This is a genomic window from Micromonospora sp. ALFpr18c, assembly GCF_008868155.1.
GTDB lineage: Bacteria > Actinomycetota > Actinomycetes > Mycobacteriales > Micromonosporaceae > Micromonospora.
On sequence record NZ_WBKR01000061.1, the window covers coordinates 1 to 22,571 of the forward strand.

The 22,571-nt window shown below is 67.4% G+C and carries 18 protein-coding genes; 13 read left to right on the plus strand and 5 right to left on the minus strand.

Features of this window, described 5'->3' with window-relative positions; translation table 11 throughout:
- The first annotated feature begins 310 nt into the window (after positions 1-310).
- From F8271_RS13615 to F8271_RS13625, 3 genes are all read left to right on the plus strand, one after another.
- Complete coding sequence (locus F8271_RS13615; RefSeq protein ID WP_151490061.1) at positions 311-1,333, plus strand: glycosyltransferase family 4 protein; 1,023 nt, start codon at positions 311-313, stop codon at positions 1,331-1,333.
- Positions 1,334-1,349: 16 nt separating this feature from the next.
- The gene (locus tag F8271_RS13620) at positions 1,350-2,027 is read left to right on the plus strand and encodes a histidine phosphatase family protein (protein WP_192580278.1); all 678 of its coding nucleotides are present in this window, start codon (positions 1,350-1,352) and stop codon (positions 2,025-2,027) included.
- Between the two features lie 111 nt (positions 2,028-2,138).
- Positions 2,139-2,666 (plus strand): DUF6244 family protein, encoded by a 528-nt coding sequence (locus tag F8271_RS13625; protein ID WP_151490063.1) that lies wholly within the window; start codon positions 2,139-2,141, stop codon positions 2,664-2,666.
- A gap of 64 nt (positions 2,667-2,730) precedes the next feature.
- On the opposite strand, the gene ltrA is transcribed toward F8271_RS13625, so the two are convergent.
- Positions 2,731-4,539: a group II intron reverse transcriptase/maturase gene (gene ltrA, locus F8271_RS13630; RefSeq protein WP_225854508.1), complete on the minus strand. Its 1,809-nt coding sequence runs from the start codon at positions 4,537-4,539 to the stop codon at positions 2,731-2,733.
- Positions 4,540-5,495: 956 nt separating this feature from the next.
- On the opposite strand from ltrA, the gene F8271_RS13635 reads away from it, so the two are divergent.
- From F8271_RS13635 to F8271_RS13670, 8 genes are all read left to right on the plus strand, one after another.
- The gene (locus tag F8271_RS13635) at positions 5,496-5,945 is read left to right on the plus strand and encodes a hypothetical protein (protein WP_151490064.1); all 450 of its coding nucleotides are present in this window, start codon (positions 5,496-5,498) and stop codon (positions 5,943-5,945) included.
- A complete protein-coding gene (locus F8271_RS13640) occupies positions 5,942-6,424 on the plus strand; it encodes a hypothetical protein (protein WP_225854509.1) in 483 nt (160 codons plus the stop codon). Before F8271_RS13635 ends, F8271_RS13640 begins: the two co-directional genes overlap by 4 nt.
- 377 nt (positions 6,425-6,801) lie before the next feature.
- The gene (locus F8271_RS13645) at positions 6,802-10,293 is read left to right on the plus strand and encodes a DEAD/DEAH box helicase family protein (protein ID WP_151490065.1); all 3,492 of its coding nucleotides are present in this window, start codon (positions 6,802-6,804) and stop codon (positions 10,291-10,293) included.
- The gene (locus tag F8271_RS13650) at positions 10,290-11,636 is read left to right on the plus strand and encodes a restriction endonuclease subunit S (RefSeq protein ID WP_151490066.1); all 1,347 of its coding nucleotides are present in this window, start codon (positions 10,290-10,292) and stop codon (positions 11,634-11,636) included. The genes F8271_RS13645 and F8271_RS13650 overlap by 4 nt, the downstream gene beginning before the upstream one ends.
- Positions 11,633-13,132: a class I SAM-dependent DNA methyltransferase gene (locus F8271_RS13655; protein WP_151490067.1), complete on the plus strand. Its 1,500-nt coding sequence runs from the start codon at positions 11,633-11,635 to the stop codon at positions 13,130-13,132. The genes F8271_RS13650 and F8271_RS13655 overlap by 4 nt, the downstream gene beginning before the upstream one ends.
- Positions 13,133-13,172: 40 nt before the next feature.
- Entirely contained in the window at positions 13,173-15,401 is a 2,229-nt protein-coding gene (locus F8271_RS13660) for a DUF262 domain-containing protein (protein WP_151490068.1), read from the plus strand.
- A gap of 80 nt (positions 15,402-15,481) precedes the next feature.
- Positions 15,482-15,793, plus strand: coding sequence for a hypothetical protein (locus F8271_RS13665; protein WP_151490069.1), 312 nt, complete (start codon positions 15,482-15,484; stop codon positions 15,791-15,793).
- On the plus strand, positions 15,790-16,191 hold the full coding sequence (locus F8271_RS13670) for a hypothetical protein (RefSeq protein ID WP_151490070.1): 402 nt from the start codon (positions 15,790-15,792) through the stop codon (positions 16,189-16,191). The genes F8271_RS13665 and F8271_RS13670 overlap by 4 nt, the downstream gene beginning before the upstream one ends.
- On the opposite strand, the gene F8271_RS13675 is transcribed toward F8271_RS13670, so the two are convergent.
- The 3 genes from F8271_RS13675 to F8271_RS13685 form a co-directional block, all read right to left on the minus strand.
- Positions 16,188-16,592, minus strand: a complete 405-nt coding sequence (locus F8271_RS13675; protein ID WP_151490071.1) for a nitroreductase family deazaflavin-dependent oxidoreductase — start codon at positions 16,590-16,592, stop codon at positions 16,188-16,190. The genes F8271_RS13670 and F8271_RS13675 overlap by 4 nt on opposite strands.
- A 175-nt stretch (positions 16,593-16,767) precedes the next feature.
- Positions 16,768-17,745 (minus strand): SEC-C domain-containing protein, encoded by a 978-nt coding sequence (locus F8271_RS13680; protein ID WP_151490072.1) that lies wholly within the window; start codon positions 17,743-17,745, stop codon positions 16,768-16,770.
- 96 nt (positions 17,746-17,841) lie between these two features.
- Positions 17,842-19,308, minus strand: coding sequence for an MFS transporter (locus tag F8271_RS13685; protein WP_151490073.1), 1,467 nt, complete (start codon positions 19,306-19,308; stop codon positions 17,842-17,844).
- Between the two features lie 218 nt (positions 19,309-19,526).
- Here F8271_RS13685 and F8271_RS13690 point away from each other — a divergent pair, with 218 nt between their 5' ends.
- On the plus strand, positions 19,527-20,102 hold the full coding sequence (locus F8271_RS13690) for a TetR/AcrR family transcriptional regulator (RefSeq protein ID WP_151490074.1): 576 nt from the start codon (positions 19,527-19,529) through the stop codon (positions 20,100-20,102).
- Between the two features lie 8 nt (positions 20,103-20,110).
- Here the strand turns inward: F8271_RS13690 and F8271_RS13695 are convergent, their stop codons facing one another.
- The gene (locus F8271_RS13695; RefSeq protein ID WP_151490075.1) at positions 20,111-21,466 is read right to left on the minus strand and encodes a pentapeptide repeat-containing protein; all 1,356 of its coding nucleotides are present in this window, start codon (positions 21,464-21,466) and stop codon (positions 20,111-20,113) included.
- 204 nt (positions 21,467-21,670) lie between these two features.
- Between F8271_RS13695 and F8271_RS13700 the strand changes: the two genes are divergently transcribed.
- Positions 21,671-22,465: a triacylglycerol lipase gene (locus F8271_RS13700; protein ID WP_151490076.1), complete on the plus strand. Its 795-nt coding sequence runs from the start codon at positions 21,671-21,673 to the stop codon at positions 22,463-22,465.
- Positions 22,466-22,571: the final 106 nt, after the last annotated feature.

Consider the following 22,571-nt stretch of genomic DNA (forward strand, 5'->3'; position numbering starts at 1 on the left):
AATCGGCTACCACCGCACCAACGGTGCAACCAACATCGCCGAAGCCACCCGACGCGCCAACCACCGCCCACACGACCTCATCGACGCCGTGACCAGGAGTAACCCCACTACGCAATAGCCCTGGCCGAACGCCCAGCCGGCCGCCTCCTCGACCACTTCGACTGGGCAGCCAACGCGGCCGAGTCTCCGGCTCTACCGAGCGCTCGTCGGCAGGTGAGCCGTGCGAATCCTGCTGATCGGCCCACACCACACCGGCGGAAGCATCCCGCCCTACCTCGACGTCTTCACCGCCGCACTGCGATTCCTCGGCGTGCAGGTCGACCGCCTCGGCTCATCGGGCGTGCCCTACGACAAGGAGCAGGACCGATTCTGGACGGCCGAGCGCGTCCGCCAGGAGGCCGAGGGCATGCTTGCCGACGTCGACGTGAACACGTACGACCTGCTCTCCATCCACTTCGGAAACCTCGACGTCGAACAACTGCTACCCCAACTGTGGCCGGCCCGCCGACCTCCGGCCGTCTACCACCTACACAGCCTCGACTGGACCCTGTTCACCGACCACATCCCCGAGCCGGACCTACGCGAGGCGGTGAACAGGGGAGTCGCCGGGATGGACGCCTTCGTGTGCTTCGGCGCCTACGGAGCCGAGCGCCTCGCGACCCTCGCTGGGCCCCACGCACCACGCCTTGTCTCCTGGCTGCCAACCACCATCCCATCGGGCACCTCGCCGAGATACCCGAAGGATCTCGCCCCAGCCCTGGAACCCTCGGACCCCCGGCCGATTGGCAGCCTCTACGGCTACGCAGCCCCCTGGAAAGACACCGAGAACCTGATCGCCGCATGTAAGCGGACGAAGGAACCCGGCCGCATGATCGTCGCGGGCCCGTTCTGGGACGTCCCATCACAGGCAGGACTGGATCTCGCCGCCGAGGTCAAGGGCACCACGCACGGATCAACACAGCTGCGTGTCGTACCGACGTACCTCGATGCCGCCGCTCGGTTGGCGCTCGTCACGGCGACGGACTTCGGAATCTTCCCCTACCGCACCCAGCCAACCTTCCAGGGCAGCGGTGCCATCGCCGACTACCTCGCCCACGGTGTGCCCGTCCTCGCAACGGACGTTGCCAACATGGCCGAACTGATCGGCGACGCGGGAGTGGTCATGGAGCCGGCGAATCCGCACTCGTTGGCAGACGCGGTCGATCGCTTCATCCACGATGTTCGACACCGAAAGACCCTGGCCAGCGCTGCCCGATGCCACGCCCGCCGCTTCAGCGCTGTCCACCACGCCGCCCAGTGCCTTCGGTTCTACGACACCCTCATCAGACGCTGAGACGGGACCAGCGACCATGACACTCCCCGCTGAACTGATCATCGCCCGCCACGGCGAGGCCCACTGCAACCGCGAACAGATCGTCGGAGGCCCGCAAGGGTGTCGCGGACTGACCGACCGCGGCCGACGCCAGATCGAACGACTAGCCCAACGACTCGGTCAAGAGCACCACGAGCGCCCGATTCACGCCATCTACACCACGCCGCTGCGCCGAGCCCAGGAAAGCGCCGCGATCATCGGCGCGTACCTCAGCTTGGACGCCGAGACCGTCGCCGACCTCGCCGAGCAGGACTACGGCACCGCCGACGGCCGGCCGTGGACTGACGTCGTCGCTGAGTACGGGGACATCCCTGCCCTCGATGCGGACCGTCCGCTCGCAGCCGGCGGCGAAACCTGGCGGGACTACCTGCATCGGGCCAGCGTCGCCATCGGCGAGATCACGACCCGGCATGTAGGTGAGCGTGTCCTCGTCGTCGGCCACGGCGAAACCATCGATGCCGCCTTCCGCCACTTCCTGGCCGTGCCTATCGCCGGTCGGGCCACCGCGGGTGTCGCGGCGTACCACGGGAGCGTCACGACCTGGGTACAGCAACCGCTCTCCTGGACCCGGCCCTCCGCTGGTTGGCGATGGACCCTGACCAGCCACAACGACACCCGGCATCTGTTCGCAGATGCAGAGATGACCGAAAGTTAGCGGGTCTGTCTGCGGTGCCGACCGCCTCGCCGGTGTCTAGTGGCCTCGCGAGTAGCCCGGTAGTTTCAGCTGTCGAGCACTTTCGCTTTCATCGATTGGGGCGCCGGCCACGTGTCGCAGATCGAGAAGATCACCGGTGAACTCCGCGCGTTGATGACCGGGGTCGAACGCGCGCAGGGGTTGGCAGCCGCCGCTGACAGTCAGGCGCAGGAGGTGGCGTTGCGAGCCGCCGGCGCGGGCTTCGTCGCCGTAGCGGCGGGCGTGGCGCGGGTGCGCAACGCGATCACGGGCATCCAGGGCGGCCTGGGAAGTCTCGCCGGTTCGATCGGTGAGGCGACGAAGGCCACCGCGGCGGTGCCGAACGAGGCCACCCCGCAGGAGACGATCGCCGGGCTGGCGCCCGTGCAGAGCGCCGTGGACGCCGCTCGTGACGCGGCGACCGGGGCCATCACCGGAGTCGGCGAGGCGCAGCAACTCGTCGCCATGGTCCTGCAGGGCGGGCAGCCCGGGCCACTGCTGCAGGCCCTGGAGGCCATCAAGCAGGTCCTGGTGCTGGTCGTTGCGCGCACCGGCGGCGCCCGGCAGGCCATCGAAGCGGCGACCGCAAAGGCGCGGCAGTTGGGGTCGTCGGTCGGGTAGCCCCGGCGCATTGCTGCGCCGGGGCCCCCTCAGAACCGTGCGTGCGACTTTCACCGCACACGGCTCAAGCAAGCCCCGAGGGCGTTGGGCTGGGCGGGGTTGCTGGGCCGCTGCCGGGGACGGGTTGCCGTCGTAGGCAGTCGGCGTGGATCAGACGGCGTTGTTCTTCGACCGGTGTGCCGTGTCCGGAGTTGACGATGATGTTTCCCTTGGTCATCGCCTTCCGGATGGTGCGCAGCCATTGTTCCCATTCGGTGGGGCTGTTCGGCTGCTGTCCGGCGTGCAGCAGGTAGTCCCCGCATCGGGGGCAGCGTCCGTGCTGGCGACGGAGTAGCCAGCGGTCGAGCCCGGTCAGCAGGGCGGGTCCCTTCGCTCGTCGGGTGGCCCAGTATCGGGTGAGAGCGGGGTCGTCTGGTGACGACCCGCCCTTGACGATCTGGTGCCGGTCGATTTTCGTCCAGGAGAACCTGCGGAGGTAAGCGCCGGTTTCCCGGTCGCCGAACACCCAGTTGTCCTGCCTGGCGGGGTTGAACCGGCCGAAGTACCGGGTGACGATCCAGTGCTTCGGCTTGTTCTGGTGGCGGCGTTTGGCCCACTTGTAGGTGAGTTGCCACATGTAGTGTTCCAGCGTCCCGAAGGTGTCGCTGGATGCCGCCGTGCGGTAGTAGGCCGACCAGCCACGCACGATCGGGTTGATCGTTCGGATGACCTCCAACGCGCTGGCGCCGCGTAGTGCTCTCATCGAGCCGCGTAGCCGTTCCCGCAACCGTCTCACGGCCGTTTTGCTGGGAGTGGTCAGGGCTATGTCGCCGTATCGGCGGACGGTGAATCCGAGGAAGTCGAACCCGTCATTGACGTGGACGATGCGTGTCTTGTCCTCGTTGAAGGTCAGACCCCTCGGCGTCAGCCAGGCGGCCAACCGCGCCTTGACCTGTTCCGCGCGTTCGCGGCTGTCGCACAGGGCGACCAGGTCGTCGGCGTATCTGACCACTACCACGGGGCACCGCTTGTCGATCTTCACCCGCCCATCGGTGCGACCTTCGTAGTGGACCCCTGCGGCCTGTTCCATCCCGTGCAGGGCAATGTTGAGCAACAGCGGACTGATCACCCCGCCTTGAGGTGTTCCCTCATCGGTCGGGGCGAACCGGCCTTGATCAACCACACCGGCTCGCAGCCACGCGGCGATCCGCGCCCGCGCGGGGAAGGCACCCAGCGCTGCCAGGAGGTGATCGTGGTTGATGCGGTCGAACGCCGCCGCCAGGTCCGCGTCGAGGACCCACGTGCGCTTGGGGTTCTTCCCCTTGACGACCTCGTGGATGGCCTCGATCGCGTCGTGGCAGCCGCGGCCGGGCCGGAATCCGTAGGACCTCGGCTCGAACCGCGCTTCCCACTCCGGCTCCAGCGCGTTGAGAGTCCGGGCTTGGAGCACCCGGTCAACGATCACGGGTATCCCGAGTGGACGTCGCTTCCCGTTTGCCTTGGGGATGTACACCCGCTTGACCGGCAGGACGGACCAGCCGTAGGCGTGGCGGTCAACCCACCGCGCCAGATCCGCCTTGTCCCCGGCGGTCAGCGCAAGCCGACCGTCGATTCCCGCCGTCATGCGGCCAGCGTTGATCTCCGTGACCCGGCGCACGCTGACCAGCGTGTTCGCGCGGGACCGCAGCATCAACTTCTGCATGTTACGTACCTTGCGCAGATCCCCTGCCTTCGTCGCCGTGAAGATCCGCTGCCGCAGACGCCGTACGTTGTCCTCGACGGTCCGCCAATCAACGGCGTCCCAGTCGACGACCTCGCCCTCAGGTCCGTTCACCACACCGCCCGAAGACGTCGTGGCGTCCAACTTGTCCATCGGTTTCAGCATCGTGAGCATCGTCCCTTCACAGGCTCACCTGGTCCACGTCAGCACCCTTTCGGGTTCGGGCAGCAGCCCGTATCCGGCCGGTTCGCCAGGGACGGCTGGGTGACAGACCAGCCAAAACGCCCCGGTTCCCGGTGCCTTTCGGCCGCCGGCATTCGCTTCTTGGACCATCCTGTCCCGCCAAGGCATCGACTTCCCTTACGGTGATCTACCGGCCGCAAGGCAGCGACCGGACCCGGACGGGGTTTCCACGTTCCGCGCGGGCAAGACCCGGCTGGGGTGGGTGCCTCCTCTACCCCGAGGGCGACGGTGTCCACACGACCGGCATTTCCTCCCCGTCCGCCGCCTGCCGCTCTCCCACGGCCAGCCCTTCTCAGACGCCCGGCCACACACGCCATCCCGGACGCCACCGGTTCACGAGGCATACAGAGGTTCACATCCATTCACCCGTCCAGCCTTCCCCTCACCCGTAGTCCCCGGACAGCACGGGAACCCTTCGGCTTGAACCCCGAGCTCCGCACCCAGCCGTTACCAGCCACGCACGTCGGGGCGGGGACGGACCATCGGACACTGGCCCGGAATCACACCATCGACAACAACCTCCGATCCATCACACGGTGTATCCACTTGCGCCGCGCGACCTCGTGTCGCACGGAAACTGACCACGGGTGGTGGTAGCACAACCCGCCAACCACCCGTGGCGGTGAGGCCAGTCATCAGGTCTGCGGTCCCTCGACGACTCGACAGCGCGAACCGGAACCAGGCAGCACCGCCAGCACCGCGCCGTCAACACCTCAGCAGCGAGTCGATCGGATGGTGGACCTCCGCCACAGCTGCGGCGTACGCGAGCTTTCAGGAATTTTTGCCGACGGCCGTCAAGGCGGTTGCAGGTACTCTGCTGGCTGCTGCTGCCGCAGCCGGATCTTTCAAGGCGTGGAGAGCGAAGCACCGAGACGGAGGACCTGGCCGTGAAGATCGATGATCAAGTAGAGGCTCTGGTCAGAGCTGTCCTAGATGCTGCTGTTCACCGTGATTCCGACAGATTCGACAGTGCCTTGGACGCCTTGGGCAACAGCCCCGAGACGCTGACCAAGGCCGTGGAACTGACGTTGGCCGTGAACGCCGCAGTCATGTTCGAGGTCCACGATGGCCTGCCATCGATGCAAGAGGTCAACGAGTTGTCGCGCAACGTCAGCCACCAGGAACAGTGGGCCGAGGTTTCCGCGGCAGACGTGCAAGCCGTCCTGGCCGCCGTCTCGACGGGCAATCCACCACGGGTTGCGAACACTGCGGGCGGCGTGAGTGCCGTGTTCGTGATCGCGGCCAATCTCCTCGCCACAGCCTCCCAACCGGACGAGGGGGAGTGGTGGTTCAACTACCTGGACAAGGTGGAGGCGGCGATCGAGGCGGCGGGGTGACCGGCGTGCCTGATCCGGCTGCTCGGGGCGGTGGCGAGTTGGACGGCTTTCGCATCGCTTATCTGCCGCCGGAGGTCGGTGACCTGGTATCGGACTTCGCCTCCGAGTGGGGGGACGTCAATGTCACCACCCGTGTCTGGGAGCGTCAGGTCGAGGATGGCCACCGGGTTGACCTGCGAGTGCACGTGCTCCGAGGTAACCAGCTAAGCACTCTCGCCGAGCTATGCGAATTCTTGGCCGAGTATCACGAGCGCGATCCCGCCGACTGGCTGCTCATCGAGTTCCAGCACGGTGAGACTTCCGCTCTCATCGGAGCCGCCGAGGCGTTCTGGCTGGCCGGACCCGGTGTGGCCGTCGACGTGCTGATCGACCCGGAGCGCTTCACCACCGATACCCTGCGAGCGATCATGCAAAGAATCGCCGAAGCCGGACCGGATCGATCCGTGCCTGTGGACCCAGGCTATCGGATCACCCGCTGAGATACGGAACTTCCAACCCCTCCGCTCGCAGGCGAGCTTCCGAGCCGTGGTGCTACCACTCGTGGTGTTGGGATCCGATGACGAAGCGGGAATGAGGGCGGGATGCAAGAAGGGCCCGCTTACCGGGCCCCAAGGCGGGCGCGGGAGCCCGATGAGGGCGTCCTGCGCTGTCCAGGCTAGCCAGTAGTTCATGCGCCACACACGGAATCGGGCCGCGACACCCCCACCTGGCTTGCTGGTGGGATGGCTGGCCTACACGCCCAGCCGATCACGGGCGACGATGTCGGATAGGTGTCACTGCGCGTGGTGGGGGCTGTGCTGAGGAGTGATCTTCCCTATCCTGACGTGTTCACCGACGGCTAGCGACGTGGAGTGTCGTGGATCCTCGACAGGTACGACGTCTGGCAGAGCAATCCGCCAACTTCGGGTTCCTCAGGGAGCACCCGCTACTGGTCTGGTACGGCGCGGGCGCTGAGCTGCTCGTCTATGTCGACGCGCAGGCGGCGATGTTCAAGATCCGTGCCTTCGGCGACGAGTTGGCCAAGGACCTTGTCCGCCGCACCGGTGCGAAGCCGCAGAAGAACGACTTCTACCACCGGGTTCAGGCGCTGTACGGCGACGGCACGCTGGTTGCGGAGACGTACCACGCGTTCGACCGCCTCCGTGACCAGGGTAACAAGGCCGTACACGATCACCTGGGCGAGGTGCGCGCGGCGCTCGACATGCTGCGCACCTGCTTCGAGTTGGGCGTGTGGTTCCACAGGGCGTTGACGGGCGACAGGACTCCGCTCGGTTTCGTGCCGCCATCCCCGCCGCCTCGCCAGGTTTCGCAGAGCATCGCTGACGGGCTCCAGGCGGAGATCCAGCGGTACAAGGACGAGCTGGCCCAGACCAAGCTGCTGCTGGAGGGCAAGGCGTCCCTCGCTCAGGCCCAGGCGGACGCAACGGTCGCCGCCGAGCTTGCCGTCCGGGATGCCGACGCCCGTCGTGAGCAGGCCGCCGCCCTGGTGGCGAGCTTGGCACCGTCGGCACAGGCGGAGCAGGCAGCGCTCGACAGCAAGGCGACGGCGAAGGTGTCGGCCGCTCGGCGGGAAGAGTTCATTGCCCGCGCCCGGCGCGCCTCCCACGAACCGCTCAACGAAATGCAGACCCGCGTCGAGATCGACCGGCAGTTGGGTGCCGCCGGCTGGATCGTCCAGGACGAGAGCCAGATCAACCTGTACGCGGGCACCGGCGTCGTCGTCCGCGAGGTAACCCTGGCGACCGGCCGGGCCGACTACCTGCTCTACGTGAACCAGCGGCTGGTCGGGGTGATCGAGGCGAAGCGGGAGGGGACCGCGCCGCGTGGCGTGGAGGGGCAGCTCGACCGCTACCTCAACGGGCTCACCGCCGAACAGAAGCTCGCCGCATGGCGCCGGGACGACCCGCTGCCCTTCGGCTACGTCGCCACGGGCACCGAGACCGCCTTCGTCAACCGACTCGACCCTTTTCCGCGTACTCGTGAGGTTTTTGCCTTTCATCGGCCGGAGACCTTCGCGCGGTGGATGCGGGAGGCCGACGACGACCCGGCGGCACCGACTTTGCGGGCGCGGCTGCGGCGGATGCCGGCGCTGGATCGCCTCGGCCTGCGCCCGGCTCAGGTTGACGCCATCGACGGTCTGGAGCGGTCCCTCGCCGAGGACCGACCGCGCTCGCTGATCCAGATGGCCACCGGTGCCGGCAAGACGTTCACCGCCGTCACCAGCAGCTACCGGCTGCTCAAGCACGCCCGTGCCACCCGGATCCTGTTCCTGGTCGACCGGAACAACCTCGGCAAGCAGACCCTGCGGGAGTACGCGGGCTATCAGACCCCGGACGACGGGCGGAAGTTCACCGAGCTGCACAACGTGGACCGGCTGTCCGGTGGCGGCATGCTCGACTCGTCTGCCGTGGTCATCTCCACCATTCAACGGCTCTACGGCGCCCTGCGCGGCGACGACCTGCCGGATCCCGATCTCGACGACCGGGCGTATGACGACTACGAGCTGGACGAGCCGGCCGAGGTCGCCTACAACCGGCAGCTTCCGCCGGAGACGTTCGACCTGATCGTGGTCGACGAGTGTCACCGCTCGATCTACGGCAAATGGCGGGCCGTCATCGAGTACTTCGACGCCTTCGTAGTCGGACTGACGGCGACGCCGGTCAAGCAGACGCTGGGCTTCTTTCAGCAGAACCTGGTCTCCGAGTACACCTATGAGCAGGCGGTCGCCGACGGCGTCAACGTCAGCTTCGACGTGTACCGGATCAAGACGGAGATCACCGAGAAGGGCGCCGATATCGAGGCCGGCACCGTCGTGCCGCTGCGCGACCGCCGTACCAGGGCCGAGCGCTACCAGGAGCTGGAAGACGATTTCACGTACGGCGGAAGCCAGGTCGGCCGCTCGGTGATCTCGAGGGGCCAGCTCAGGCTGGTGCTGGAGACGTTCCGCAAGAAGCTCTTCGAGGAGATCTTCCCCGGCCGCTCGACCGTGCCCAAGACGCTGATCTTCGCGCGGGACGACAACCACGCCGAGGAGATCGTGCAGATGGTCCGGGTGGTCTTCGGGCGGGGCAACGACTTCGCTGCGAAGATCACGTACGCATCCCGGAAGGGCGGCGACAACCCGGACACCCTCATCCAGGCTTTCCGCAACAGCCCGGAGCTGCGCATCGCGGTGACCGTCGACATGATCGCCACCGGCACCGACGTGCGGCCGTTGGAGTGCGTCTTCTTCCTTCGGCCGGTGCGCAGCGCCACCTACTTCGAGCAGATGAAGGGTCGCGGCGCCCGCACCATCGACGCCGCCGAGTTCCAGGCCGTCACGCCCGACGCCGAGGTCAAGGACCGGTTCGTCATCGTCGACGCGGTGGGGGTCACCGAAGCGGACCTGGACGAGGCGGTTCCGCTGCAACGCCACACGGAACGGCAGATCTCCCTGCGCGACCTGCTGAAGAAGGCCGGCACCCTGACCGCCGACTCAGACGAGGTGGCCACCCTCGCCGCCCGGCTGGCGAGGCTGGAGCAGCAGTTGACCGACGACGAACGCGCCGAGTTGGCCGAACTCGCCGACCAGCCGCTCACCGGAATCGTGCGTGGCCTGGTCGACGCCGTCGCCCCCGAGCAGCTCAACCCGGCCAAGGAGGCCGGCCCGGAGGCCATCCGTGACCTGCTGGCCGGCGCGCTACGTCCGCTCGCCGCGAACCCACTGCTGCGCGAACGCATCCTGGAGATCCGCCGCGCACACGACATCACCATCGATGAGGTGAACGCCGACAAGTTGATCTCAGCCGCTGGCGTGCCGCCCGAGGAGCGCGCCCAGGTCACCGTGAAAAGCTGGCACGACTACCTGGAGCAGCATCGCGACGAGATTACGGCGTTGCAGGTCTTCTTCGAAGGGCGGGGGAGAGTCGGGTACGACCAGCTCAAAGAGTTGGCGGCGCGCATCGCCCGACCGCCGCAGGCATGGACACCGGAGTCGCTGTGGAAGTCGTACGTGTTGCTCGGCCGAACCGCGGACTCGGCGGGCAGTAGGGGGGTGACGGATCTTGTCAGCCTCATCCGGTATGAGTTGGGGCTCGATCAGGAACTGCGCCCCTACCGCAGCCTCGTCGAGGAGCGCTTCCGTGGGTGGCTGCTCCGGCAGGAGCAAGCGGGGGCTACGTTCACTGCCGATCAGGCGTGGTGGCTGGAGAGGATCAAGGACGTGATAGCGGTCAGCGTGGAGATCACCCCGGACGATCTGGAGGGGGCGCCGTTCAGCGAGCGGGGCGGGATCGACGGATACGCAGGCGCGTTCGGTAAACGCGCTGAGCCGCTGCTGAACGAGCTGAATCAGGAGCTGTCCGCGTGACCGATCTGCCCTACGGTTGGGTCGTCGCCGACCTCGGAAATCTTGTTGATGTTCTCGATAGTATGCGAGTGCCAGTTAGCGCGAAGGAGCGGGCGGGGCGGGCTGGTCCAGTTCCATATTATGGAGCGACTGGCCGAGTCGGATCGATCGACGCCTCAATCTTCGATGAAGAGCTTGTTCTGCTTGGTGAGGATGGCGTTCAATTCTTAAACCCAAGCAAGAAGAAGGCCTACCTTATCTCCGGACCTTCTTGGGTAAATAACCACGCGCATGTCCTGCGCTCGAGGGGGGCGATTGACCCAAACTATTTATGCTACTTCTTGAATCAATTCAATTATAAGGGATTCGCCAACGGGACTACGCGGCTAAAGCTTACTCAGGCGGCGATGAGTCGAATTCCGGTTCGGCTTCCTCCGCTCGCCGAACAACGGCGGATCGTTGCTCTTTTAGGGGGTCAGCTGTCGCGGCTGGATGCAGGCCGGGAGCAATTAGATGTGGCTGTTCGCCGGCTCAAAGGGCTAAAAAAGAGAATTCTCACTACCGCGGTTCCGTCGGACGCTCCAGCGCATTGGCGGTGGTGTTCGGTGGGCGAGGCTGGCAAAGTGGAGCTAGGGCGGCAGCGTCACCCCGATTGGCACAGAGGATCGCATATGCGGCCCTATCTCCGCGTCGCTAATGTGTTCGAGGATCGTATCGATACCTCGGATGTCAAGGAGATGGATTTCCCGCCAACCATATTCGACAAGTTCCAGCTTCGTGTTGGTGACATTCTTCTCAACGAAGGGCAGAGCCCTGAGTTGCTTGGTCGACCTGCGATGTATCGAGGCAATCCGAAAGAAGTGGCGTTCACGAACAGCCTCCTCCGATTCCGAGCCAGTCCCGGAGTGGATCCGGAATGGGCGCTTCTGGTTTTTCGACGGCACTTGCATGCTCGCCGATTCTTGAAAGAGGTTAGGATCACCACAAACATCGCGCACCTGTCGGCAGCTCGATTCAAGGAGGTCGAATTTCCGATCCCTCCACTAGTTGAGCAAAAAGCGATCGTGGCCCACGCAAGGGATAGTCTCGCCCGGGTTGATCGGCTCTTGAGGGAGATTGAGCAGGCGAGATCAAGAGCCTTACTCCTGCGGACGTCGCTGCTGGCCGAAGCGTCCGCTGGACGGCTGGCGCCGCAGGACCCCAACGACGAGCCGGCCTCGGAACTGCTCGTACGCATCCAAACCGAACGTGCAGCCGCACCGCCGAAGCAGAAGGCGGGCTCTCGGCGTGCTCCCAAGGAGCTGGCGGCTCCGCCGACCAGGGTGACCGGCGACGACTATCAGCAGGAGGCACTGCCGCTGTGAGCACTGTGGATTCGCGCAGGTTGGTGCAGAAGCTGTGGAACTACTGCGACGTGCTGCGCGACGACGGCGTTTCGACGATCGACTACGTCGAGCAGTTGACGTTCCTGCTCTTCCTCAAGATGGCCGATGAGCGGGCCAACCGGCCGATCCGGCCCGAGCAGATCGTGCCCGACGAGTTGAGCTGGCAGACGCTGCTCGACGCCGAGGGTGACGCCCTGGAGGTGCAGTACCGGCACATCCTCACCGGCCTGGCCCGCGAGGGCGGAACGCTCGGCACGATCTTCCGCAAGGCGCAGAACAAGATTCAGGACCCGGCGAAGCTCAAGCGGCTGATCGTCGATCTGATCGACAAGGAGCAGTGGTCGCAGGCGGGCGTCGACGTCAAGGGCGACGCCTACGAGGAGCTGCTCGCCAAGGGCGCCGAAGACGCCAAGTCCGGTGCCGGCCAGTACTTCACCCCGCGTGCGCTGACCGCCGCGATGGTCGACTGCACGCAGCCCACCCCCGACGACACGATCACCGACCCGGCCTGCGGGACCGGTGGCTTCCTGCTCGCCGCGTTCGATCATATCCAGCGGCACCACGGCAGTTCCCTCACGCCGGATCAGCGACGCCGGCTCGCCAACGGTGCGATCACCGGCACCGAGTTGGTCGACGGCACAGCCCGACTCGCCGCGATGAACATGCTGCTGCACGGCATTGGCACGCCCAGCGGCGATTCCCTGATCGCGATCAGGGACGCGCTCGGCAAGGAGCCGGACCGCCGCTACAGCCTGGTTCTGGCGAACCCGCCGTTCGGCCGCAGCTCCTCGATCCGCATGATCGGCGAGGACGGCCGCTCCACCCGCGAGGAGCGGGAGATCGAGCGCAACGACTTTTGGGCCACCACCGCCAACAAGCAGCTCAACTTCGTCCAGCACATCGCCTCGCTGCTGGAGATCGACGGTCGGGCCGCAGTCGTCCTGCCGGACAACGTGCTTTTCGAGGGCGGCGCGGGGGAGACCATCCGCCGCCGGCTGCTCAAGCAGTACGACCTGCACACCATGCTGCGTCTGCCCACCGGCATCTTCTACGCAGGCGGGGTGAAGGCAAACGTGCTCTTCTTCGAGCGCAAGCGCGCCCGCGAAGAGCCGTGGACCCAGAAACTCTGGGTGTACGACTTCCGCACCAACCAACACTTCACCCTCAAGCAGAACCCGCTGCGCCGCGAACACCTCCAGGATTTCGTCGACTGCTACCTGCCGGGCAAGGACCGCGCCGAGCGGGTCGAGACCGAGCGGTTCCGGGCCTACTCCTATGAGGAGTTGATCGCCCGCGACAAGGCGAACCTCGACATCACCTGGCTCAAGGACGCCTCCCTGGAGGACGCGGACGCGCTGCTGCCGCCGGAAGTGATTGCGAACGAGATCGTCGAGGATCTGGAAGCGGCGCTACGGGAGTTCGCCGCCATCGCGGAAGCCCTGACCGCGACGAAGGTACAGCCGAATCTGAATTAACTTATCCGCTCCGTAATGCTGAGGCGATGAAGGTGGTGGCGTGACCGACTCTCCCATTCGTGGTGACGGCTTCACGATCAAGGAGCTGTTCAGCCTCTTGAAATTCCGGCTTGATCCGTATCAGCGCGAGTACAGCTGGGGTCGGAAGGACGTCAAGGCACTGATCGACGACCTGACTGCCCACTTTGCTGAGGACTGGATGCCCGGCCACGAACGGCGCGAGGTGCGCCACTACCGGCCGTACTTCCTCGGGCCCTTTGTCTATTACCAGGACGACGAGGTGGCGGCGCTTGTCGACGGACAGCAACGGATCACCACGTTGCACCTGCTGCTGTTGCACTTGCGCCGGCTCGCGGTGGAGGCGGAGCGTCCCGAGTATCACGGCGACATTGCCGCCTTGGAGCCGCTCATCGCCGGCAGCTCGTACGGGGAGCGGGCCTACGTGATCCGCTCTGATGAGCGGGCCCCTGTTCTTGAGGCGATCTTTGAAGACAAACCGTTCTCACTGCCCGCCGACGCGAGCCCGTCGGTCACCAACCTCTATGAACGCAGCCAGGAGCTTGACGGGCTGCTGCCGGAATCGATCCGCGACGAAGCTCTTCCGCTCTTCATCCACTGGCTGCTCAACCGGGTCTGCCTCGTCGGTATCAACGCTAACAATCGCCGGCAGGGCTGGGAGATCTTCGAGACGATGAACGACCGTGGGGTGCAGCTCGGCCCCGCTGATCTGTTGAAGAGCTTCCTGCTGCGGCGCGCCAGCAACGGCCACAACCTGCCCCGGTTGGGAGAGGCGTGGGGTGGCGTCTTGGCGAGGATCGACAACCGCGCCCCGCAGGCAGCGGCGAGGTTCCTTCAAGCATTGCTCATCGGCCGGTACGCACAGAGCGCCGACGAGGTCACCGACATTGGGGTGTCGTTCCACGGCTGGGTGCAGGAGAACGCCGCGCGCCGAATGAACCTGAAGTATGCACCGGACTTCGCTCGTTTCATCGAACACGATCTCGCACATCTCTCCAAGCGTTACGCCTCACTACACGCGGCGACGAGCGTTCTGGAGCCCAAACTGGAGCCGCTGTTCTACAACGCCAGAAACGAGATCGACCAGATGCCGTTCCTGCTGGCCGCGATCGACCCTGACGACACCGACGCCCAGTTCCGGGAGAAGGCGTTCCTGGTTGCGGCCTACCTCGACCTGGTGTTCGTCCGGATGGCCGTCAACAACCGGATCGGAAAGCCGGATGATTTGGACACTTACGTCCTGCCGGTGATCCTCGACCTTCGAGCCTGCCCGGACATTGATGCTGTCGCGAAGGTACTGGGCAGGCGAATAGCCGAGCTGGACGTCGACTTCACCGGAGTCAAGCGGTACGGACTACGAGCGGACAACCGGTCTCAGGTCAGGTATCTCCTCGCCCGGCTGACGGCCTTCGTGGAGACCGAGTGTGGCCGACCGAACGAGATCGCTCGGTATCTAAACAAGGACGAGCCATTCGAAATCGAGCACATCTGGGCGAACAAGTTCGAACGCCACCAGCCCGAGGTTAAGACCGAGTCGGTCTTCCGGGTGCAGCGCAATCGGATTGGGGCGCTGCTGCTGCTGAGGAAGTCTCATAACGCCAGCTATCAGGACGCGCCGTATGAGCAAAAGATCGAATGGTATCGCGGCCAGAATCACCTAGCGGCGTCGCTGCACAAGTCGACCCAGGAACGCAACCGACCCTTCACTGAGGGAGTGGTCAAAAAGTATCGACTGGAGAAGATCTTCCATCCTGTGCCCCGCTTCGATATGTCAGCCATCGAGCTGCGGCAGCAGCTCTACGAGCGCTTGTGCGAGATCATCTGGGAGCCGAAGCGGCTCGGTTTCATCCTGCCGCCCACTGTTCCGCGGGAGATAGCCGAGCAGTTGGACGTTCCGGTCGCTCTCCCCAGCCAGCGCGTCTCTGCTGCCGTCGCCAGACGCACCCGGGCTCACTTCGGTGGCGTTACGGTTGCCAGACTGGTCTATGTTGGGGCGCTCAGCGCTGGTGAGGAGTTGGTACTCACCTACAAACGCGATCGTTACCTTGCGCATGTCAACGAAGCCGGACAGATCGAGTTGGAGAGCGGGGAGGCGTTCGAGTCACCGTCCCCGGCAGGATCGACTGCAACCGGTAAGCCAACGATTAACGGGTGGAGCGCATGGAAGGTGCGGCGGGGCGACAGTCTGATTCCGTTGCACGATGTGCGGGCGGATGCGTTGTCGCGTGGCTTGCTTGAAGTAGCGACATAGGTGAGCTGCGCCCAGCCCAATCGACGTACGGGTGCGCGTGTCGCTCGCGACCCTTGGTGCGATCCGATAGGCTCCCTGGTATGACCGGATCGGTGAGCAAGAAGTCATTCTCGCTTCCTCAGGACGTGGCGGAGCGCTTGGAGCGTGAGCCCAACGCCAGCGCATACGTAGTCGACACGATCCGGGCACGGATGCGTGCTGAGGATCTCGACGCCGAGTTGGCCCGCCGGGGCATGACCGTGACCTCGGAGGGACAGGCACGCGCCCGTGCCCAACGCGCTCAAGTCGAGCAGGAATGGTCGCCTGGTCGACGCGCCGCACTGCGGGACCGTTCCCGCCGCGCGGCAGCGGAAATGCTCGACGGCACGGGCAGCCAGGCCCCGGCGGCATGATGAGTCCCGATGCGCCGGCGGTTCGGCTGATACTGGACCGGTCCGCGTTGCTTGCCTACGTGGCTGGCTCCATGGATGTCGCCGAACCCATCCACGAGGTGGCCCACGACGGGGTCCGGTTCGGTGTTCCGGCTGTGGTCGTGGCCGAAGTGCTGGCGTTGGTGGATGATCCGGGCGATCGACAGCTGCTGCACCGACTGCTCGAACGTCCCGCCTGCGCGGTATTGCCCACCTGGGGTGAGGACTGGCAGGAGTTGGCGTACTGGCGCGTCGTTACCGGTCGGGTTGACCTCGCTGCCGCGGTTCTGGCGGTCTTGGAGCATGACGCCTCGGTGCTGACCAGCGAGGGTAAGGCGTACGGCGATGGCGGCGACCTTCCGGTCATCCGGTTTCCTTAATCGATGGTGGGTTGGCGTTCGATGACGACGACCGGGATCTCGCGGTCGGTCTCCTTCGCGTAGCGGGCGTACGTGGGGAAGACCTTCGTCATCACCGGCCACAGCCGGACGCGTTCCTCGCCGGTCGCGGTCCGGGCGCGGCCGACGATCCGCTCCGCGCCGACCTGGATCTCCACCGTCGGGTCGGCGCTCAGGTTCAGATACCAGGCGGGGTGCTTGTCCGCGCCTCCGTTGGACGCCACCAGCAGGTGGTTGTCGCCGTCGCGGCCGTACATGAGGGCGGTGCGGCGCAGGGTGCCGGTCCGGCGTCCGCGCGTGGTGAGGAGCAGTGAGGGTACGCCCTGGTAGGTGCCGCCGTCGGCACCGTCGGTCTCGACGTACCGCCGGATGTGCTGTGCCACCCAGCCACCGGGCTGTCCTCGATCGCCTCGTGCTGTTCCTGTGCGGTCACGCCATCGCCTCTCTCACCGAGCCCCGGCACGCCGACGTGGAGGGGCCCAACGGCGTGATGCCTGTGAGGCATCAATATGACTCACAGGCATCAGACGCTCAAGGGGACCGGCCCCGGCGCGCCGCTCAGTCGCGGGAGCGCGGCAGGCAGCACTTCTTGTACTTGGCGCCGGAGCCACACCAGCAGGTGTCGTTGCGGCCGGGCGGCCAGGCCGTCACGCCCGTCTCGTCGAGGCTGTCCGCGTACTCGTCGAGGGTTTCCTCGTCGATGGGGTCAGTGCCGGCGAAGGCCGCCAGGCCCTCGACGGTGCCGGCGACGACGCCCAGGTCGGCGCCGCCCAGCCCGGAGGCTTCGGTGAGGGCTCGTTCGATCTGGGTGCGGTGCTCGTCCCAGGTGGCCGGGTAGCTGTCGGTGAGCGCCGGCCAGCGCACGAGCAGGGCGTCGAATTCGGCCTGCGGCCAGTACAGGAGCGTGGCCGGGCCGTCGTCGAGCGCGTCGAGGGCGTGGTTGCTGGCGGCGCGCAGCCGGTCGGCGAGGTTGTCGTACTCGTCGTGGGGGAAGCCCTGCTCCTCGCGCAGGTCGTGCCGGCGTTGGGCCAGTCCGTAGATCATGGCGGCGGCCTCGTCCTGGGCGTCCCCGGACTCGTGCTGCTGGGTCCGGGTCCGTTCCAGGATCGCGTCCAGTGCTCCGGTGAGCCACTCCAGGGCCGTCTCGGCGTGGCCGGACTCGGCCAGCTCGTCGATCAGGTACGTGGCGTCGGGGTTGGTCTCCAACAGCGGGCGCAATTCGGTCAGTTCGGCCAGGCCCTCGTCCGTACGGCCGAGGCGCAGCAGCAGTCCGCCGCGCACCGCTCGGGCGTACGCGTCCTCGTCGGGTTGTTCGGCGATGGCGCGGGTGGCCAGGGCGAGCGCGTCGGCCAGGTCACCCGCCTGCTCCAGGATGTCCGCGGCGACGAGCAGGGCGTACCCGGTGTCGTCGGGGTCGGCGACGCGTCCCTCGTCGACGGCACCCACCAGTTCGGCGACCAGCGCGGCCGGGTCCGGGCTCGCGGAGCCCAGAGAGCCGATCTCTTCGATTCGCTCGGCGGTCAGCAGTTCAGACATGGGCACATCCAGGAGACGACGAACGGGGAGCGGCCAGCGTACTCCCGGGCATGCCGCAGCCCGGGCGGCGAACCGCCCGGGCTGCGACAGCGAACCTCAGCGGGTCGCCGGCATGGTGGCGAACTCGCCGGCTAGCTCGGACTCGACGATCGTCGCGGTGGTCGGCCGGCGACCGGCCGACGCCCGCCGGGCGGACGGGACGGCCAGGGCCGCGAGCGCGGCGGCCAGGGCGATCGTGGTGAGGACGAGAAACCCCATCGTGAAGCCGGCCTCCCGGGGTAGGCCGCTGGCCTGCGGGTGGGCGGTGATCACGCCGCTGACCACGGCGGCGCCGATCGCGCCGCCGATGGTGCGGATGTTGGCGTTCATGCCGGTGGCCACGCCGGTCTGGCTGGCGGGCACGCTGGCGACGATCAGGTTGGCCATCGACGCGAAGGCCAGGCCGATGCCGAGACCCACCAGGCCGCCCGCGAGGGCGACCTCCCAGCGGGTGTCGTGCGCGGCGGCCAGCATCGCGGAGGCGGCCACGTTGAACGCGGCGCCGGTGGCGAGCTGCGCCTTGGCGCTGAAGACGGACTGGAGTCGCCCGGCGATCAGGCCGGCGACGAACATCGCGACGAGCATCGGCAGCATGAGCAGACCGGCCTGGCTGATGCTGGCGCCGAAGCCGTAGCCGGCGGACGTGGGGGTCTGCACGAACTGCGGAAGGAACGCGTACACGGAGAACATCGACGCGCCGTAGAGCAGGGCGACCAGGTTGGTGGTCCAGACGCCGGGCAGGCGCATCATCCGCATGTCGATCAGCGGGTTGGCCGAGCGGATCTCGGCGACCAGCCAGCCGACGAACAGCACCACGGCGAGGGCCAGCAGGCCGAGCACCCGGGTGGAGGTCCAGCCCCAGGCCGCGCCCTGGCTGATCGGCAGCAGCAGCGCGACGAGCCAGCCGGAGAGCAGCAGGGTGGCGCGCCAGTCGATGCGCCCGGGGGTACGCACCGGTGACTCGGGGATGAACAGGTGCGCGGCGACGGCGGTCAGGCCGACGACGACCATCGGGATCCAGAACAGCCAGCGGTAGTCCAGCGTGGTGACGATCGGGCCGGCGAGAACGATGCCCAGGCCACCGCCGACGGCGACGATCGCCGAGATGGCGGCCACGGCGGAGGAGACCCGCGCGGCGGGGAACTCGTCGCGGATGATGCCGAACGAGAGCGGGAACACCGCGCCGCCGATGCCCTGCACGACGCGGGCGACGATGAGGACGCCGATGTTCGGTGCGATGGCGGCCAGCAGGCAGCCGAGCGCGAGCGCGGCGAGCGAGACGACCAGCATCCGCTCCTTGCCGACCATGTCGCCGATCCGGCCGAGGATCGGCGTGAAGATCGACGCGGAGAGCAGGTAGGCGGTGAGGACCCAGGTCACGGTGTTCTGGGAGGTGTGCAGGTCCTGCTGGATGGTCGGCAGCACCGGGGTGATCAGCGACTGGAGCATCGCGAAGAACCCGGCGCCGGCCGCGAGCACGCCGAAGGTGAGCCGACGCGAGCCGCGTCGGGAGGTCACTGTCACGAGAGAAAACTCCCTGATTACGGTACGGAACGAGGTTTGTCGCCCGTCGTCCGTGACGGGCGGAGCTGTCGGGTCCGGGCGATCGGGTGGCCAGGCGGATCGGGCGGATCCCGAGGTAAGCTAAGCGGAGGGCTCCCTCCGGGCTTTCCGGAGGGGTGCCTCCACTAAGCTAGCGGAGGGTTGCCTCCGGATGCAACCGAGGTGAGGTGACGCACGTCATGACCAGCGCGGGGCAGATGCCCGAGGTCTTCGCGCAGCGGCCCAAGCGGGCCGACGCGCGGCGCAACTACGACGCCCTGGTCGCGGCGGCACGCGACGCGTTCGCCGAGCACGGCGCCGCCGCCTCCCTGGAGGACGTGGCCCGCCGGGCCGGGGTGGGCATCGGCACGCTCTACCGCAACTTCCCGACCCGCCGGCACCTCTTCGAGGCCGTGTACGTCGAGGAGGTCCGGGCACTGAGCCGCTCCGCCGAGGACCTGGCCGAGCTGCCCCCGTGGGACGCCCTCGTCGCGTGGCTGCACCGCTTCGTCGCGTACGTCGCCACCAAGCGGGCGCTCGCCGAGCAGTTGCTGCACGACTCGGAGATCTTCCAGAGCTGCCGCACGGAGATCTACGCCGCCGGCGAGCCGTTGATGCGCCGCGCGCAGGCCGCCGGTGTGGTCCGCGACGACATCGCCTTCGACGACGTGGTGCGGCTGATCAGCGGCCTCACCATGGCCCAGTTCCCCTCACCCGAGCAGCGCGACCGGGTCCTCGGTGTGGCCCTCGACGGGCTGCGCGCGCCGGCTCGCTGACCTGCCGCTCAGCGGTCGACCAGCAGCAGCCAGTCGTCGTCGAGTCGTTCGACCACGGCACCCGCCGGCCAGCGGTGAGCGGGATCGGCCACCGCCCGGGCCTGGTCGACCTGCGGTGGCCGGCTGAACCGCGCGTCGCGGAAGCTGGCCATGCCGTGGAACCGGGCTCGGCCGAAGTTCGCGGCGTCGATGAAGCGGGCATGGTCGAACAGCGCCTCCGCGCCGAAGACCGTCCAGCGGAACAGCGCCATGTTCGCGAAACGCACGGCGTGGAAGCTGGCCGACCCGCCGAACTCGGTGTGCTCCATCGACAGCCCACCGACGAACTCGGCCTCCCGGAACGCGGCGGTGTCCTCGAAGCGGGTCGCGTCGAAACTGGTCGGCTGGCCGAAGGTCGCCCGCCGGAATGAGGCCGGGCCGGCGAAACTGGACCGCCGGCAGGACAGGCCGTCGAACGTGGCACCGTCGAAGCTGGCCGAACCGCCGAAGCGGGCACCGTCCAGCACGACCTCCCCGTCGGCGTCGAGATCGTCGAAGACCACGTCATCGAAGACCGCCGCCGCGAGCAGGAGACGCCCCTTCGCGGTCGCACCCGCGAAGGTCGTCGTGCCGGTGAACGTCGCCGCGGTGAAGTTCGCGTCGACGAGCGTGCAGCCGGTGGCGTCGACGTCGACCAGGGCGGCGCCGGTCAGGTCCAGCACGACGCCGGGCCAGTGGTCCGCGCCGTCCGCGCGCAGGTGCCGGGTCAGGACCCGCTGCGCGGTGCGCCGGACCTCGGTCTCGCGCGGCTCGTCGTTCGGCGCCGGCATCCGCAGGTACGCGCAGAGCACCGCCACGATCGTCGGTCGCTGTGCCGGATTGTCCTGCCCGAGGCGTTCCAACGCGTGCAGCCCGCCCAGGCGTACGGCCGCACTGTCGTTGCCGAGCAGCTCGACCGCTCGGGTGTACAGCTCGGTGAGCCGGCGCTCCGCCGCGTCGTGTTCGGCCGCCCCGGACTGCCGGTCCTGGTGGCGCTGCGCGGCCTCGGCCACCGACTCGGCGTGCGCCTGCACCCGGTCACGGTGCGCCTGGTCCCGGGTGGCGACGCTCTCCTGATGCCGCTGCGCGCGTTCGGCGATCCACTGCCGACGCGCGGCCAGCAGCAGGGCCAGCCCACCGCCGGTGCCGGCGACCACGGTCAGCCCGGTGCGGATCGCGTCGATGCGCAGGGTGGCGCGGACGTCCGGCTGGCCGGCCCGGTCGGCCTCGGCGAGCAGCAGGTCCAGGACCAGCCAGCCCAGGACGGCGGCGAGCAGCAGGCCGACCAGGACCAGCCACCACGGCATCACCCGCAGCTGGCGCTCGGGGGGTTCGTCGGCAACCACGGCCACAGCATGCCAGCCACCGGCTCCGTCCGATATGGAGAGCAGCGTTATGCCCGTTTGCGCCCTCGCCGGGACAACGGGTTACCGGCGCGTAACAAGTCATTGACGTTGCCGAATTGTTGCGGGCATCATCGTCGCACGGTCGACCGGACACCCCCACCCACCTGCCCGGTTCGCCGGGTGCCTCCCCCCGGAGGTGCAGCCATGCTGCTCCGAAAGACCGCCCTCGTCCTGGCTCTCGCCACCGCCGCCGTCCTCGCGACCACCACCGCGGCCACCGCCGCGCCCGCCGCCACCGCCACCGTCGCCACCGCCACCGTCGCCACCGCCACCGTCGCTGCCGCCAACCCGGTCATCGTGGTCGGCGGGCTCAGCGGTGTCGCCGTCGCGTACGAGCCGATCGCCGCCCGCCTGCGCGGCGACGGCTACCGGACCTTCATCTACCAACTGCCCAACCTGGGCCTCGGCGACATCCCCACCTCCGCCCGCGCCTTCGCCAGCTACGTCGAGCAGGTACGCGCCAGCACCGGGGCGTCGACCGTCGACCTCGTCGCCCACTCCGAGGGTGGCCTGGTCAGCCGCTACTACCTCAAACGGCTCGGCGGCACCGCCACCATCGGCCGGTACGTCAGCCTGGGCACACCGCAGTACGGCACCTACGTGGCGAACATCGTGGCGTTCCTGGGCCTCGGCAGCTGCGCCGGCATCGTGGCCTGCCAGCAGATGACCATCGGCTCGGCGTTCCTCGCCGACCTCAACGCCGGCGACGACACACCGGGCGGGGTGCGTTACACCACCATCCGAACTCTCCAGGACGAACTGGTCCGGCCCACCGGGAACGCCGCCGTCAACGACGGGGCGACGAACGTGCTGATCCAGGCGTACTGCCCGCTGCGGGTCGTCGGGCACCTCGGCCTGGTGCTCGACGGCACCGCGTACACCATCGTGCGCGGCGCCCTGGTCGACGGCCCGGTGCGACCCAACTGCCTCGCGCTCTGACCCGGTCCGTGGAGGTGGTCCCGCAGGGGGCCACCTCCACGGGGCGCGCGGCGGCGAGTGTCGGGTGGACGACGATCCCGCGAAAGGGTGTGGCAGACATCAGATG